Below are 13,974 nucleotides of genomic sequence, written 5' to 3'. Positions count from 1 at the left end.
TTTACCGACTGGTTTAGTATGATGGATTCCTCAGTAGCGGTTAGTTGCAGCAACTGCTCGGTTAGACGTTTATGCCTGCCTGCGGGGTTATCTCAAGCAGATATCGATCGACTAGAGCAGGTTACGCGCCGTAAGAAAATTGTAAAAGCCGGTGAGACCTTGTATCGCTCCGGTGATCCTTTTGCAAACCTTTACGCTATTCGTTCAGGCAGTTTTAAAACTGTGGTTATCGCAGCGGATGGCGATACGCAGGTCACTCATTTTGCCCTGCCAGGTGAGTTGTTGGGGCTGGATGCCTATAGTAGCCGCGTACACCCCAGTTACGCTGAGGCGCTGGAAGACAGTAGTGTCTGCCTGTTGCCCTTTACCCAGCTGGAATTACTGGCTAATCAGGTCACCGCGTTGCAGCAACAGATTTATAGTATTTTTTCTGAGGAGCTGCGCCAGGAAAATGATATTTTAATGCTGCTGGGCAAGCGATCGGCTGATACCCGCTTAGCGGCTTTGCTGATTAATATTTCCAGCCGCTATGCTCGCCGCGGTTATTCGCACAGTGAATTTGTGTTGTCCATGCCGCGCACAGATATTGCCAATTACCTTGGATTAACTGCAGAAACCGTAAGTCGATTATTTTCGCGTTTTCAAAAAGAAAAGCTGATTAAGGTAAGTGGTCGGGCGGTGGAAATACTGGATATGATCAGTCTCAGTGAACTGGCCGGAACCCATTACGGTTACGATGAAGACTAATTAAGAACTTTATCAGAGTTTGATAAATTTAGTTGATTAAAAGGGCCAGAGCTAAATAAATAGTCAGGCCCTATAAAATTTTTCAAATGATTTGCGTTAGATTTTTCTTAAATAGCGGCGATGGTTTCGGCCCATTTTTGTTGTTGGTCTTGCGAAATATAGCTGGCCTTAAAGCTATTGATAGCCAGCTGTTTTGCCTGTTTCTTGGTCATACCAAGACTTTCACTCAGTGCTAGGTAATTGCGGTTAACGTAACCGCCGAAATAGGCCGGATCATCCGCATTTACTGTGACACAGAGCCCACGCTCCAATAACTGTAATATGGGATGTTGGCTCATATCGTCGTAGACACACAGTGCAGTGTTGGACAGAGGGCATACAGTGAGGGGAATTTCCTGATCGATAAGTCGTTCAATCAGTGCTTCGTCTTCTACACAGCGCACGCCGTGATCTATGCGGCTTACATCGAGTAAATCCAGGGCTTCTTTAATATATTCAGCTGGCCCTTCCTCCCCCGCATGAGCGACCCTCTCCAGGCCTAATTCTTTAGCCATGGCAAAGACTTGCTGGAATTTGCTGGGGGGGTGTCCCAGTTCTGAGGAGTCCAGGCCAACACCCTTAATAAATTCCAGGTAAGGTTTGGCGGCTTTCAGAGTAGTGATGGCCTCTTCCTCACTCAGGTGGCGCAGGAAGCAGAGAATCAGGTGGCTACTAATTCCCCACTCAGATTCGGCATCTTTTAGAGCGCTGTGGATGCCCCGAATAACCACACCGATATCAATACCCCTTTCTGTATGGGTTTGTGGGTCGAAGAAAATTTCAGTGTGCACAACATTATCTTCACGACAGCGCTGCAAGTAGGCCATGGTTAGATCGTAAAAGTCCTGTTCATGGATAAGGACCGAGGCTCCCTGGTAGTAAATATCCAGGAAGGACTGCAGGTTGTGAAACTTATAGGCAGCCTTAATTTCCTCAACACTGGAAAAGGGGATTTCAATTTTATTGCGCCGGCTAAGCTCGAACATTAGTTCTGGCTCCAGCGAGCCTTCAATGTGCAAATGCAGCTCTGCCTTGGGGAGAGTCTTAATAAAATCCAGATCGGCGATGCTCATAGTAATAACTGTATTGGAGATAAGTGTGGGAGCTGTTACCCGGGCCGGAGGCATCGATTCAACAGCCGGAAAAATTGGCGGTAATGGTAACAGCTTCTTCCTTATGGCTGAAAAGCCATTCGCTAACCTGCCGGCCCGGGCATGGCTGGTGAAGCCGCAAGACTACAGATGTGTAAACCAGTCGGTTTACTTTGTGGGTTAAAGGTGTAACATACACCAGGCAGTGTACTTTTTCTGAGTGTTGGAGTGGACCTATGGGCAAGGTAGTACTGATTACGGGAACATCTACAGGTTTGGGACAGAGTTTGGCCACCAAAATGGCGAAGCGGGGGTATGTTGTCTACGCCACCATGAGGGATTTGGACAAAGCGGGCCCACTGCTGAAAGATGCCGGGCTTGGGCACAAGCTCAACGTTTTAGCGCTAGACGTGCAGGATGCAGGAAGTATTCAACATGCTGTGAATACCATTATTGAGGGGCAGGGGCGTATCGATATTTTGGTTAACAATGCCGGTGCCGGCTTTGTGAAAACCACCGAAATGGCCTCGGAGGCAGAGACACAGTGGGTTATGGATGTGAACTTCCACGGGGTAGTGCGTTGCACCAAGGCAGTACTCCCCCATATGCGAAAGGAACGCAGCGGTCGGATTATCAACATTTCCTCTGTGGGTGGGTTAGTGGGGCAGCCGTTTAATGAACTTTATTGTGCTGCCAAGTTTGCTGTAGAGGGGTACACAGAGGCTATGGCTAGCTATATCCAGCCCAGCTTTAACATTCAGTTCACTGCGGTTGAACCTGGCGGCATTTACTCTGAATTTGCCAACAGTGTTTTATCTCAACTGCAAGTGGATGGTGGTGTGCCAGAAGGAGATTACCAGGGCTTATTCGAACAATATCTAGGAAGTATCCAGAGGCGCACACCAGAACAAACAGCCCGTCTTTATCAGAGTGCCGGGCAGGTGGCGCAGGTAGTTTTAGATGTTGTTGAAAGTGAAGATCCACCGGTTCGGGTCCGTACTTCTCCTTGGGCCAATGAATTTTGTGCTTATAAAACGGATGCAGATCCAAGTGGTAAAGCTCAGCAGAAAATGGTGATAGATACCCTGTTATCTGCCAATCAATGATTTACCGAAAAGTTCATTGATTTCGCAGGACTTTGTTTATTTAGATAAGCCCAGGAGCACCCGCTAGTCATTATTTTTATGTAGAAGAGTAATGTCTGAAATTGTGTAAACGTAGCATATATTGGTCCGTTGTTTTAGAAAGATGGTTGGCCTCGATACTAATTTTTTAATATTTAGTGTTTTATTTCTGGGTGGCGACGCTTTTCAATAATGCCGTTACAATTTTCCTATATTGTCAAACGGCGATTTGGGTATGGCTGATTCACCAGTGCCAGTAAGTTGCAGTAATTGCTCTGTCAGGCGTCTCTGTTTGCCTGCGGGCCTGTCTCTGGCAGAGATTGATCGCCTCGAGCAGGTTACTGGAAAAAAGAAGGTCATTAAGGCCGGAGAATCTCTCTACCGGGCTGGCGATTCATTTCAAAATCTCTACGCGATTCGCTCTGGCAGTTTTAAAAATGTAGTAATTGCCGCAGATGGTGATACCCAGATAACACATTTTGCCCTGCCGGGAGAATTACTTGGCCTCGATGCTTATAGTACCCGTGTCCACTCTAGCTATGCCGAGGCGTTAGAAGACAGCAGTGTCTGTCTCCTGCCTTTTGCTCAACTGGAAGTACTGGCGCAACAGGTTCCGGCCCTGCAGCAACAGATTTACAGCATTTTTTCCGAAGAGTTGCGCAAGGAGAATGAAATTTTAATGCTGCTTGGCAAGCGTTCTGCAGATACTCGCCTTGCCGCATTGCTTATGAATATTTCCAGTCGCTATGCCTGTCGCGGTTATTCCCCCAATGAATTTATCCTTTCAATGTCGCGTACAGATATTGCCAATTACCTAGGATTAACTGCAGAAACGGTGAGTCGTCTGTTTACTCGCTTTCAAAAGCAGGGGGTTATCCAAGTAAATGGCAGGGTAGTGCAGATTCAAAATTTACTGGGGCTTAGTGAAATAGCGGGAACCCACTGTGGTTATGAGGGCGAGGTTTAGAAGTCTTTGAAGTGCCGAAAATTTTCTGGAAAGGATAAGGGTTTGAGCATTAAAAAATAAAAAAGGGGGCGAAAACGCCCCCGGAATCCACTACTTATCAGGAGTGTGTGGAGAAAGCTAATTCCTTTTCTGCACCTTTTTTCTCTACTTCTTCCGGTGCTTGTGACAGCCAGTCCATGGCCTCGTGCTGCTTCTCAAAGTAACGCACTTCGCCACTTACAAACCATCCTCCAACTTTGGTGGCCAGCTGTTGCCAGCCTTCATCCCCAAGTACAGCAATGCGGCAGAATTCATTGCCATGTTTAAGGGTTAGCTTGAATTCATCCCAAATCGCGTGCAGACCCCAGCCCTCAAAATCCCGCAAGTCAATCAGCATTTGTACCTGTGGTTTTTTAACGCCCTCAAGAGCATACTCTAGCAAAGGCGTTATATATTCGTAGTCCTCATGGGTCAACTGCCCAACAGCTTTGATATACAGGAAGAAATCATCATCAATTCTCTCCATGCCAATGGAGATTCCGTGACGCTTGATTTTCATGTCTCCTCCTTTTTATAGTTTGTGGAATGACCCGGTCATCTTAAGCAAATACTTGTGAGGGTGTTTCTGGTTGAGTCAGATATTCGCGTAAAGATTCATATACATTTCTGGTATTTTTATCGAAAAAAGGATCTTTTAACTGCTTGACCTGTCTGTATATTTGTTTCCAGTCTTCTACCTGTAAATATTGCTCTATTTGAGGAAAAATCGCAGAATTTTCCAGCTCAATATGATTCCGCTGTAACTGCAAATAGCTATTACTAGCTCCTTGTAACACTCTCCTCTCAACCATGGCGTCATTGGCTACGGCATAGAAAAGTGCACACATATGCTTGGTGGTTGCAGCAATTTTTTCGTGCTGCATCTGCGCTTCATAAATAGCACTTCGGTCATGCACAGGTTTGGTCAACAAGCGAGCAAGAATCAAGTCTTCTACCGGATGATGATATTTATCTGGGTAAACAGAAAAATAATCCAGTGCGTCAAGAATCAGAGAGAGGGTGTTAGGGTCTCGCTCATGAGTTCCAAAAAGGTCCTGTAGCAAGCGCTCAAAGGCATTGAGCATTTGCTGCATATTTTTATGGTCTAAACAGAGTTGTCGGTAGATGTTGTTCATCCCAGACCTCCGCGATCAGTTTCGAAGCGTATTGTTGCCAGCAGACTCAAGAGAGGAATTGATGTGGATCAAGTAGCGAAAAAAAAGTGGTACAACCTGAGGATTTTGGCGCAGTAAAGAAATTAAAGGGCACCATTTTTAAAAATTATCTAAAACCAGTTATCGAGTTAGAGTCATACAAAGGCTGTGAGATAACGAAATTGGGCTCAAGCCATGTTAATTGCCGCACAGGGTTTGAGTATTAATTCCTCATTTTTATTTTGGAGGCTGAGTGCTGTGGTGCACTCTAATTACGGGGGGCAACGGTTAAATCAATAGGAGGATAGGCCATACATTATTATTGGTGTCCTACCGGTCCACACAAGCTGGTGACGGTGGGTATAAGTCACTGGTGTGAGAATGAGGCAGTGACTGGTGATCCTAGTATGGTTTTGATGTTGGCTTAGCGTAAGGGCCAGCAGTGACAAGGTATTTGAGTAAAACAAGCTTTTAAAGAGGTGGCTTATGAGTCCGGCCCCTGAATTGCTCATTTCTAAGGCAATCAATAGTCCAAAACACGGCTAACTGGCCGGGTTTTGGTTTTCGCGCAATCCCTGTGACCTTGGTGTACAATGCGCGCCTTTCTAAAATGCTCAGGATTCTTTGAGTAGTCAGTGGGGCCTGTTGGCGCCTGAGGCCAAGTTGCAAGGCCTGAGCACAGTGGTACCGAGTTACACCAGTCTCTACTCAGCCCGCATTACCGAGGGAACACCATGTTTGATTCATCTGTCACGCTCGCTTCTTACGATCCCGAAATCTGGGAAGCTATCCGCGAAGAGGATTCTCGCCAGGAAGACCACATTGAGCTGATCGCCTCCGAGAACTACACCAGCCCACAAGTCATGGAAGCCCAGGGCAGCAGCCTCACGAATAAGTACGCAGAAGGTTATCCGGGCAAACGCTACTACGGTGGCTGTGAGTATGTGGATAAAGTGGAAACCCTGGCGATTGAGCGCGCCAAGGCGCTGTTTGGTGCGGATTACGCCAATGTACAACCGCACTCTGGCTCCCAGGCCAACTCAGCGGTATATCAAGCCCTGTGCGCCCCCGGCGACACCGTGCTGGGTATGAGCCTGGCTCACGGCGGCCACCTGACCCACGGTGCCCGCGTCAACTTCTCTGGCAAAATCTACAATGCGGTGCAGTACGGTTTGAACCCGGAAACCGGTGAGGTGGATTACGAGGAAGTGGAGCGTCTAGCTCTGGAGCACAAGCCCAAGATGATCGTGGCCGGTTTTTCCGCCTACAGCCGCGTCATGGATTGGGCGCGTTTCCGCGAAATCGCCGACAAAGTGGGTGCCTATCTGTTTGTAGATATGGCCCACGTAGCCGGTCTGGTTGCCGCTGGTGAATACCCATCGCCGATTCCCCACGCCGATGTGGTGACCTCCACCACTCACAAGACCCTGCGCGGACCGCGCGGCGGCATTATCCTGGCCCGTGCCAACGAAGAGATCGAGAAAAAACTGAACTCCGCGGTATTCCCTGGTGGTCAGGGTGGCCCGCTGATGCATGTTATCGCGGCCAAGGCGGTTTCCTTTAAGGAGGCCATGAGCCCAGAATACAAGGCTTATCAGAAGAAGGTGGTAGAGAATGCCCGCGCTATGGCGGAGACTTTCCTCGACCGCGGTATCAATATCGTTTCTGGCGGCACCGATGATCACCTGATGCTGGTGGATCTGATCGGTAAGGAATACACCGGTAAAGATGCCGATGAGGCCCTGGGCAATGCCAATATCACGGTGAATAAAAATGCGGTGCCTAATGATCCGCGTTCTCCCTTCATCACCAGTGGCCTGCGTGTCGGTACTCCGGCGATTACCACGCGCGGTTTCGGCGTGAAGGAAACCCAGCAGCTGACCCATTGGATCTGCGATATCCTGGACGCACTGGAAGGCGGCGATGTTGAAGCCACCATTGCCGATGTGAAGCAAAAAGTTCTGGAGATCTGTGCACAGTTTCCAGTGTACAAGAAAGCCTAATTTAGCTTTGCTGGAAAAAGCGGCTCGGTGAGCCGCTTTTTTTATGGCTGTATCACAGTGTGCTGCACCGCAGCGGTGCGTGGTGCAGTCACAGGGGGCAACGGCTGTGATAAACTGCGGCCCATTTTCCATTCCCCTGGGGACGATCCCACATGCACTGTCCTTTCTGCAGCGCAGAAGAAACCAAAGTAGTCGATTCCCGCCTGGTGGCGGAGGGCGATCAGGTGCGCCGCCGGCGCGAGTGCCTCGAATGCCATGAACGTTTCACCACCTTTGAAAGCGCAGAGCTGCTGTTGCCCAGGGTGATCAAACAAAATGGCCAGCGCGAGCCCTTCAATGAAGACAAATTGCGCGCGGGCATCCAGCGCGCGGTAGAGAAGCGCCCGGTCAGTATCGAGCGGGTGGAATCCGCAGTCTCCCAAATCAAGCATGCGCTGCGCGCAACGGGTGAGCGCGAGCTGCCCGCAAGGGCCATCGGTGAGCTGGTCATGGAGCAGTTGCGCGAGCTGGATGAGGTCGCTTATGTACGCTTTGCCTCGGTGTATCGACGCTTTGAAGATGTCAGCGACTTCAGTGAAGAAATTGAGCGCCTGACCAGTAAGGAAAACCAAACGCAATGAGTCAAATGGCTGTAGAGAGTGCCCAGGCACTGATGGGCCGCGCTATTCAGCTGGCGGAGCGCGGTCTCTATACCACTATGCCGAATCCCCGGGTCGGCTGTGTGATCACCGATGCTAATGGCCAAGTAATTGCCGAGGGCTGGCATAAGCGTGCTGGCGAACCCCACGCTGAAATAGAAGCCCTGCGCGATGCGGGCGAGCGGGCCCGCGGCGCCAACGTCTATGTGACCCTTGAACCTTGTAGCCACAGTGGCCGCACAGGTCCCTGTGCCGAGGCACTGGTACAGGCCGGTGTCGCCCGCGTGGTTTACGGTATGGAAGACCCGAATCCCAGGGTTGCCGGAAGCGGTTTGCAGAAACTGCGCGATGCGGGCATTGAGGTAGAGGGGCCAGTGCTGGAAGAGCGCTGCCGTGCGCTCAACCCGGGTTTTATCAAGCGTATGACCTTGGGGTTACCCCTGGTGCGCAGCAAATCTGCGATGAGTTTAGATGGTCGCACCGCCATGGCCAGCGGTGAATCCAAATGGGTTTCGGGCCCGGCTGCGCGCGCCGATGTGCAGCGCCTGCGTGCGCGCAGCTGTGCAGTGGTAACTGGCGTAGAGACTGTGCGATTCGACAACCCGAATCTCAATGTGCGCGCCGATGAGATGGCGCTGGAGCTGCTCGAAGCGGAACAGGCTGCGGAAGTTCAGCCCCTGCGCGTTATTGTCGACAGCCAGCTGCGTACGCCGGCAAAGGCCTTTATTTTGCAGGGGGACGCCCCCACACTGGTGTGCACTACTGAGCGCGCCGATCCAGAGCGCCGTCAGCGACTGGAAAACGCCGGTGCCGAAGTTGTTGTTTTGCCTCAGGACAAGGACGGTCGGGTAGACCTGCTTGCCCTGCTCAAAGAGTTGGCCCGACGCGAATGCAATGAAGTACTGATAGAAAGCGGTGCGATCCTTTCCGGTGAGTTTCTCTACCGGGGGCACGTAGACGAATTGATTGTCTATCTGGCGCCCAAGCTGCTCGGCAGCACGGCACGGCCGCTGTTTGAATTGCCCATTGAGCGTATGGGCTCGGTGCTGCCGATCACGATTACCGATATGCGCGCGGTCGGCCACGACTGGCGCATCACCGCAACCACGGATATCGAGCGCTGATGTTTACTGGAATTATTGAAGCGGTCGGCGAGATTGCCGATCTGCAGCCGCGCGGTGGGGATCTACGCGTGCGCGTTAGGAGCGGCAAGCTGGACCTCGCCGATGTACAGCTTGGCGATAGTATCGCCACCAACGGGGTCTGTCTGACCGTAGTGGAGCTGCCCGGTGATGGCTATTGGGCGGATGTTTCCGCGGAGACGCTGGATGTCACCAGTGTCAGCAGTTGGAAGCGCGGGGATAGGGTCAACTTGGAGAAGGCATTGACCCCACAAACCCGCCTTGGCGGCCATATTGTCAGCGGCCATGTGGACGGTATCGGCGAGGTGGTGTGGCGTAAATCCGAGGCCCGTGCTGAGCGTTTTCGCCTGCGCGCACCGGATAATCTGGCTCGTTATATTGCCCACAAGGGCTCAATTACTGTCGACGGCACCAGTCTTACCGTGAACGCGGTGGACGGCGCCGAGTTTGAACTCACTATTGTGCCGCATACTCTGCAGGAAACGATTATGCAGGGCTATGCCGCCGGCACCCGGGTCAACCTTGAGGTGGACCTGATCGCGCGTTATTTGGAGCGCCTGCTTCTTGGCGAGGAGGCGGCCAAATCCAGCGACGGTGGTATGACACTCGAATTTCTCGCCCAGAACGGGTTTTACAAGCGCTAGCTGGCTTTATCCCGGCATGCCGCGCCAGTGAGGGCGGGTGAGTGTAACTGCAGGGAAAGCCGCTCAATTTGCAATTGATTAATTTATCCAGAGTTAGCAATGGAATTAAATACGGTTGAAGAACTGATCGACGATATCCGCCAGGGCAAAATGGTGATCCTGATGGACGATGAGGATCGCGAAAACGAGGGTGACTTGGTGATGGCAGCGGAGCAGGTGCGCGCTGAAGACATCAACTTTATGGCTACCCATGCCCGCGGTCTGATCTGTATGCCCATGTCCAAGGAGCGCTGTGAGCAGCTGGACCTGCCGCTGATGTCGCGGGATAACGGTGCCCAGTTCAGCACCAACTTCACCGTCTCTATCGAAGCTGCCGAAGGGGTGACCACCGGTATTTCCGCTGCGGACCGTGCGCGTACCGTGCGCGCCGCCGTAAATAGAAATGCCAAACCCAGCGATATCGTTCAGCCCGGACATATTTTCCCGATTATGGCCCAGCCCGGTGGCGTACTGAGCCGTGCCGGCCATACTGAGGCCGGCTGTGATCTTTCTCGCTTGGCGGGTTTCGAGGCGGCCGCGGTAATCGTTGAAATCATGAATGACGATGGCACCATGGCACGCCGCCCGGATCTGGAAAAGTTCGCGAAAGAGCACAACCTGAAGATCGGCACTATTGCCGACTTGATTACTTACCGCGCGCTCAACGAGAAAACCGTGGAGTGTGTGAACGAGCGCAAAGTGCGAACCGAGTTTGGCGAGTTCAAGCTGCGCACTTATCTTGACAAGGCCCGTCGCGAGCGCCACTTCGCCTTTATCAAAGGTGAGCCCACGCCGGAGGAGCCGACCCTGGTGCGCGTACATGTGGGTAACACCCTGCGCGATGTACTCACCATCCAGCGCGGTGATGAAAAATTTGTTCCCTGGACTTTCCGCCGCGCCATGCAGCGCATCGAGAAAGAGGGCAAAGGTGTGGTGGTATTGATCTGCCATAACGAGACCACTGAGGAAATCGAGGAGAGTATCGATTGGCTGATCAGCGGCAAGCAGCAGCGCCCCAGCCAGGACTTAGTGTACAAGCAGGTGGGTACCGGTTCGCAGATACTGCGTGATCTCAAGGTGCGCAAGATGCGCCTGATGAGTGCGCCGTTTAAGTTCAGCGCTATTTCTGGTTTTGAACTGGAAGTGGAAGAGTACTTGAACGTCGAAGAGTAATAACAGAATGTTTCCCGGTGCATTTGAAATGGCACGGGTATGGAAAGAAATACGGATTGGACATTATGAGCAACATTCAAGTGATTGAAGGGGATTTTGTCGGCAGTACAGGTAAGTACGCGCTGCTGGTGAGCCGTTGGAACAGCTTTGTGGTTGAGAGCCTCAAAGATGGCGCCCTCGATACCTTGCGCCGCAAGGGCATCAAGGATGAGGATATCACCATCTATTACGCCCCCGGTGCCTTCGAATTCCCGCTGGCCGCGCAAAAGCTGGCGGAAACCAAAAAATTTGATGCGATTATTGCACTGGGCGCGGTGATTCGTGGCGGCACTCCGCACTTCGAATATGTCGCTGGTGAGTGCACCAAAGGTCTGGCTCAGGTATCCCTGAATACCGGTATTCCGGTGACCTTTGGTGTGTTGACTGTGGACTCCATTGAGCAAGCTATCGAGCGCTCCGGCACCAAGGCTGGCAACAAAGGTTGTGAAGCCGCCGAAACCGCCCTGGAAATGGTTTCCCTACTCGGCAAAATCTAATTGCCACAGCGCCGGCCAGTTGCGTCGGCGCTGCCCATTCTGAGAAGTATCTACCGGAAAAGACAATGACCGTAACTGCATCTGCCCGCCGCAAGGCGCGCCACTACGCCATGCAGGCGCTCTACCAATGGCAAATGGCCGGCGCCAGCCTCAATGCGATTGAAGCGGAGTTCCATACCGACAACGATATGAGCAAAGCCGACGTGGAATATTTCCGCGATATCTTCCACGGGGTAGCCAAAAACCTCGACGAAGTGGAAGGTGCTTACTCCTCCCATCTGGATCGCAAAGTGGAAGATCTGGACCCGGTGTCCCGCGCCCTGCTGCGCATGGCCACTTATGAACTGAAAAACCGCATCGATGTGCCCTACAAAGTAGTGATTAACGAAGCAGTCGCACTGGCGAAAAAATTCGGCCCCACCGACGCTTTTAAGTTCATCAACGGCATCCTGGATAAGACTGCTGCAGACCTGCGCACTGCGGAAGTGGCCGCAGACAAGAAGTCCTGAAGTCACGCTGATGGGAACCGCGCCGGGCGAATTTGAAATTATCCGCGATTTTTTCGCCAGTGCTCCTGTGGGCGAAGGAGTTGCTCTGGGTATAGGTGATGACTGCGCTCTATTGCAGGCACCCACCTCGGGGCAGTTGGCCACCTCTATGGATACCCTGGTGGCAGGCCGCCACTTTCCCGCTGATGCGGACCCCGCTGCTATTGCCGCGCGTGCACTCAGGGTTAATCTCAGTGACCTGGCGGCAATGAATGCGCGCCCGCTCTGGTTTACCCTGGCCCTGACCCTGCCTCACAGTGATGCAGTTTGGTTGCGCAAATTTGCCGATGGCCTGCTGCAGACCGCAGCACAGTTTGGTGTTTCTCTGGTCGGGGGCGATACCACTGCGGGCCCTTTGTCGATCACCATTCAGGTGATCGGACACACGGAATCGCCACTGCGCCGAGACCGTGCCGGCCCCGGTGATCACGTTTATGTCAGCGGTCCTCTAGGCGCCGCTGCCGCCGCTCTGCCGGTGGTGCTGGGAGAGCAGCGGGTGAATACCGATGTGCAGTTGCAGTGTGAACGCGCCTTCTATTATCCCGAACCCCAATTCCCTGTGGCTGCGGCGATTGCCGAGTTGGCCAGTGCGGCTCTGGATATTTCCGATGGTCTGCTCGCGGACCTGGGACATATTTGTGAGTCCAGCGGTGTCAGCGCTGATATTCATCTGGAGCGATTGGCCGTTTCTCCCTTGGCGCAAACACTTGCCGCAGAGAAAGCAATGGCTCTGGCTACAGGCGGTGGCGATGATTACCAACTCTGTTTTACCGTTCCCCAGCAGCGGGTTGCAGATTTGGACCAACTGGGTCTGAAAGTAACTGCTATCGGCACCCTCATTGAGGGCAGTACCGGGGTGCGCTGCTGGCATAATGGTAACCCTTGGTCGCCAGCGGTCACTGGCTATCAGCATTTTTAAATGGTATTGGCCCGGAAGTGCCGGTGGTGGCTTTGGAAATAAGACAATGAGAATACATAACCCCAGTTTTTCCGAGCTTTTGCGCGATCCTACTCTGTTGCTGGCTTTTGGTTTTGGTTCGGGGCTGGCACCCAAGGCACCGGGTACTTTTGGCACTCTGGTTGCCATACCTTTTTGGTGGCTGATGAAAGATCTCCCCCCATCTTGGTACCTGGGAATCCTAGTGGTGACGGGTTTAGTGGGGTGTTATTTATGTGGCGCTGCGGCAAAGAAGCTCGGTGTACATGACCATGGGGGTATCGTTTGGGATGAGATGGTGGGCTACTGGCTCACTATGTTTATGGCCCCGGCTGGCTGGATTTGGGCACTTTACGGTTTCGTACTTTTTCGCCTGTTCGATATCGCCAAGCCACCGCCCATCGGTTGGGCAGATCGGCGGGTACAGGGTGGCGTCGGAATTATGCTCGACGATATACTGGCCGCCGTTTATGCGGCTTTAATATTGCAAATAACCGTGTTTTTTGTAGGGGCTTAGCGGATAGGGATTATCGATGCACAAGGCATTTTGGCTTCTGCTGGGGTTACTGGTTTCCAGTACAGCCTGGGCACAACAGGTACAGCTGAAGGGTTTGTTTGGCGATAGCGCCATGCTGGAAATCGATGGCCGCCAACGCATTCTTAAGGCCGGCCAACAATCACCGGAAGGGGTTGGCCTGATTGAATCGACGACCAGTTACGCGCGTGTTCGCGTGAATGGACGCGAACAGAAGCTCACCCTGGATGCGCCCATCGCCGCAAGCTATGCCCAGGCTGAGCGCGCCGAAGTGCGTTTGATGGGAGATAGTCGTGGCCATTTTAATACCGATGCCTGGATTAATGGGATGCTGGTTCCGGTGATGGTGGATACCGGAGCGACTACTCTGGCAATCAATTACCCCACCGCCCAGCGTCTGCGCTTAAATCTTAATGGTGCCAAGCGCATACCGGTGTCGACCGCCAGTGGTATCACCAGTGCTTATTTGATCAATCTCAGCAGTGTCACTATCGGTGGCATTAAATTGCACAATGTAGAAGCTACCGTGCACACTGATAACTTTCCCCAAGTGGTGCTTCTGGGAAACAGTTTTCTCGGCCGGTTAGATATGGAACAGCAGAGGGGTGTGCTGATACTGCGCGCCCGCAACTGACGTGA

Annotated in this window: 17 protein-coding genes; 14 read left to right on the top strand and 3 right to left on the bottom strand. The window is 52.3% G+C overall.

Features of this window, described 5'->3' with window-relative positions:
* Nucleotides 1–21: 21 nt before the first annotated feature.
* Nucleotides 22–747: a fumarate/nitrate reduction transcriptional regulator Fnr gene (fnr, locus tag ACJJI0_RS12330; protein ID WP_444882801.1), complete on the top strand. Its 726-nt coding sequence runs from the start codon at nt 22–24 to the stop codon at nt 745–747.
* A 107-nt stretch (nt 748–854) separates the two neighbouring features.
* Here fnr (ACJJI0_RS12330) and ACJJI0_RS12325 read toward each other — a convergent pair whose 3' ends face one another.
* Nucleotides 855–1,859, bottom strand: coding sequence for an adenosine deaminase (locus ACJJI0_RS12325; protein ID WP_444882800.1), 1,005 nt, complete (start codon nt 1,857–1,859; stop codon nt 855–857).
* Nucleotides 1,860–1,884: 25 nt separating this feature from the next.
* Here ACJJI0_RS12325 and ACJJI0_RS12320 point away from each other — a divergent pair, with 25 nt between their 5' ends.
* The 3 genes from ACJJI0_RS12320 (at nt 1,885) to fnr (ACJJI0_RS12310) (ending at nt 3,968) form a co-directional block, all read left to right on the top strand.
* On the top strand, nt 1,885–2,061 hold the full coding sequence (locus ACJJI0_RS12320; protein WP_444882799.1) for a hypothetical protein: 177 nt from the start codon (nt 1,885–1,887) through the stop codon (nt 2,059–2,061).
* 52 nt (nt 2,062–2,113) lie between these two features.
* Nucleotides 2,114–2,983, top strand: coding sequence for an SDR family oxidoreductase (locus tag ACJJI0_RS12315; RefSeq protein WP_444882798.1), 870 nt, complete (start codon nt 2,114–2,116; stop codon nt 2,981–2,983).
* A gap of 253 nt (nt 2,984–3,236) precedes the next feature.
* Nucleotides 3,237–3,968, top strand: a complete 732-nt coding sequence (gene fnr / locus ACJJI0_RS12310; RefSeq protein WP_444882797.1) for a fumarate/nitrate reduction transcriptional regulator Fnr — start codon at nt 3,237–3,239, stop codon at nt 3,966–3,968.
* A 97-nt stretch (nt 3,969–4,065) separates the two neighbouring features.
* On the opposite strand, the gene ACJJI0_RS12305 is transcribed toward fnr (ACJJI0_RS12310), so the two are convergent.
* On the bottom strand, nt 4,066–4,506 hold the full coding sequence (locus ACJJI0_RS12305; RefSeq protein WP_444882796.1) for a SpoIIAA family protein: 441 nt from the start codon (nt 4,504–4,506) through the stop codon (nt 4,066–4,068).
* A gap of 40 nt (nt 4,507–4,546) precedes the next feature.
* The gene (locus ACJJI0_RS12300) at nt 4,547–5,122 is read right to left on the bottom strand and encodes a hemerythrin domain-containing protein (RefSeq protein WP_444882795.1); all 576 of its coding nucleotides are present in this window, start codon (nt 5,120–5,122) and stop codon (nt 4,547–4,549) included.
* Nucleotides 5,123–5,874: 752 nt separating this feature from the next.
* On the opposite strand from ACJJI0_RS12300, the gene glyA reads away from it, so the two are divergent.
* The 10 genes from glyA to ACJJI0_RS12250 all read left to right on the top strand — a co-directional run bounded on the left by glyA (nt 5,875) and on the right by ACJJI0_RS12250 (nt 13,969).
* On the top strand, nt 5,875–7,143 hold the full coding sequence (gene glyA, locus ACJJI0_RS12295; RefSeq protein WP_252083354.1) for a serine hydroxymethyltransferase: 1,269 nt from the start codon (nt 5,875–5,877) through the stop codon (nt 7,141–7,143).
* Nucleotides 7,144–7,295: 152 nt separating this feature from the next.
* Entirely contained in the window at nt 7,296–7,763 is a 468-nt protein-coding gene (gene nrdR, locus ACJJI0_RS12290; protein ID WP_252083353.1) for a transcriptional regulator NrdR, read from the top strand.
* Complete coding sequence (gene ribD, locus ACJJI0_RS12285) at nt 7,760–8,905, top strand: bifunctional diaminohydroxyphosphoribosylaminopyrimidine deaminase/5-amino-6-(5-phosphoribosylamino)uracil reductase RibD (RefSeq protein WP_444882794.1); 1,146 nt, start codon at nt 7,760–7,762, stop codon at nt 8,903–8,905. Before nrdR ends, ribD begins: the two co-directional genes overlap by 4 nt.
* Nucleotides 8,905–9,567: a riboflavin synthase gene (locus ACJJI0_RS12280; protein WP_252083352.1), complete on the top strand. Its 663-nt coding sequence runs from the start codon at nt 8,905–8,907 to the stop codon at nt 9,565–9,567. Before ribD ends, ACJJI0_RS12280 begins: the two co-directional genes overlap by 1 nt.
* 99 nt (nt 9,568–9,666) lie before the next feature.
* The gene (ribBA, locus tag ACJJI0_RS12275; RefSeq protein WP_252083351.1) at nt 9,667–10,779 is read left to right on the top strand and encodes a bifunctional 3,4-dihydroxy-2-butanone-4-phosphate synthase/GTP cyclohydrolase II; all 1,113 of its coding nucleotides are present in this window, start codon (nt 9,667–9,669) and stop codon (nt 10,777–10,779) included.
* Between the two features lie 65 nt (nt 10,780–10,844).
* Entirely contained in the window at nt 10,845–11,315 is a 471-nt protein-coding gene (gene ribH / locus ACJJI0_RS12270; protein ID WP_152454910.1) for a 6,7-dimethyl-8-ribityllumazine synthase, read from the top strand.
* A 65-nt stretch (nt 11,316–11,380) separates the two neighbouring features.
* A complete protein-coding gene (nusB, locus tag ACJJI0_RS12265; RefSeq protein WP_444882793.1) occupies nt 11,381–11,824 on the top strand; it encodes a transcription antitermination factor NusB in 444 nt (147 codons plus the stop codon).
* A gap of 10 nt (nt 11,825–11,834) precedes the next feature.
* The gene (gene thiL / locus ACJJI0_RS12260) at nt 11,835–12,782 is read left to right on the top strand and encodes a thiamine-phosphate kinase (protein WP_444882792.1); all 948 of its coding nucleotides are present in this window, start codon (nt 11,835–11,837) and stop codon (nt 12,780–12,782) included.
* Between the two features lie 46 nt (nt 12,783–12,828).
* Nucleotides 12,829–13,317 (top strand): phosphatidylglycerophosphatase A family protein, encoded by a 489-nt coding sequence (locus tag ACJJI0_RS12255; RefSeq protein WP_444882791.1) that lies wholly within the window; start codon nt 12,829–12,831, stop codon nt 13,315–13,317.
* A gap of 16 nt (nt 13,318–13,333) precedes the next feature.
* Nucleotides 13,334–13,969 (top strand): retropepsin-like aspartic protease family protein, encoded by a 636-nt coding sequence (locus ACJJI0_RS12250; protein WP_444882790.1) that lies wholly within the window; start codon nt 13,334–13,336, stop codon nt 13,967–13,969.
* Nucleotides 13,970–13,974 lie beyond the last annotated feature (5 nt).

It is taken from the genome of Microbulbifer mixtoriginis (SeqCode), assembly GCF_052466695.1.
Note: the sequence above shows the minus strand (reverse complement) of the source record. Positions and strands in the feature narration are given on the sequence as shown.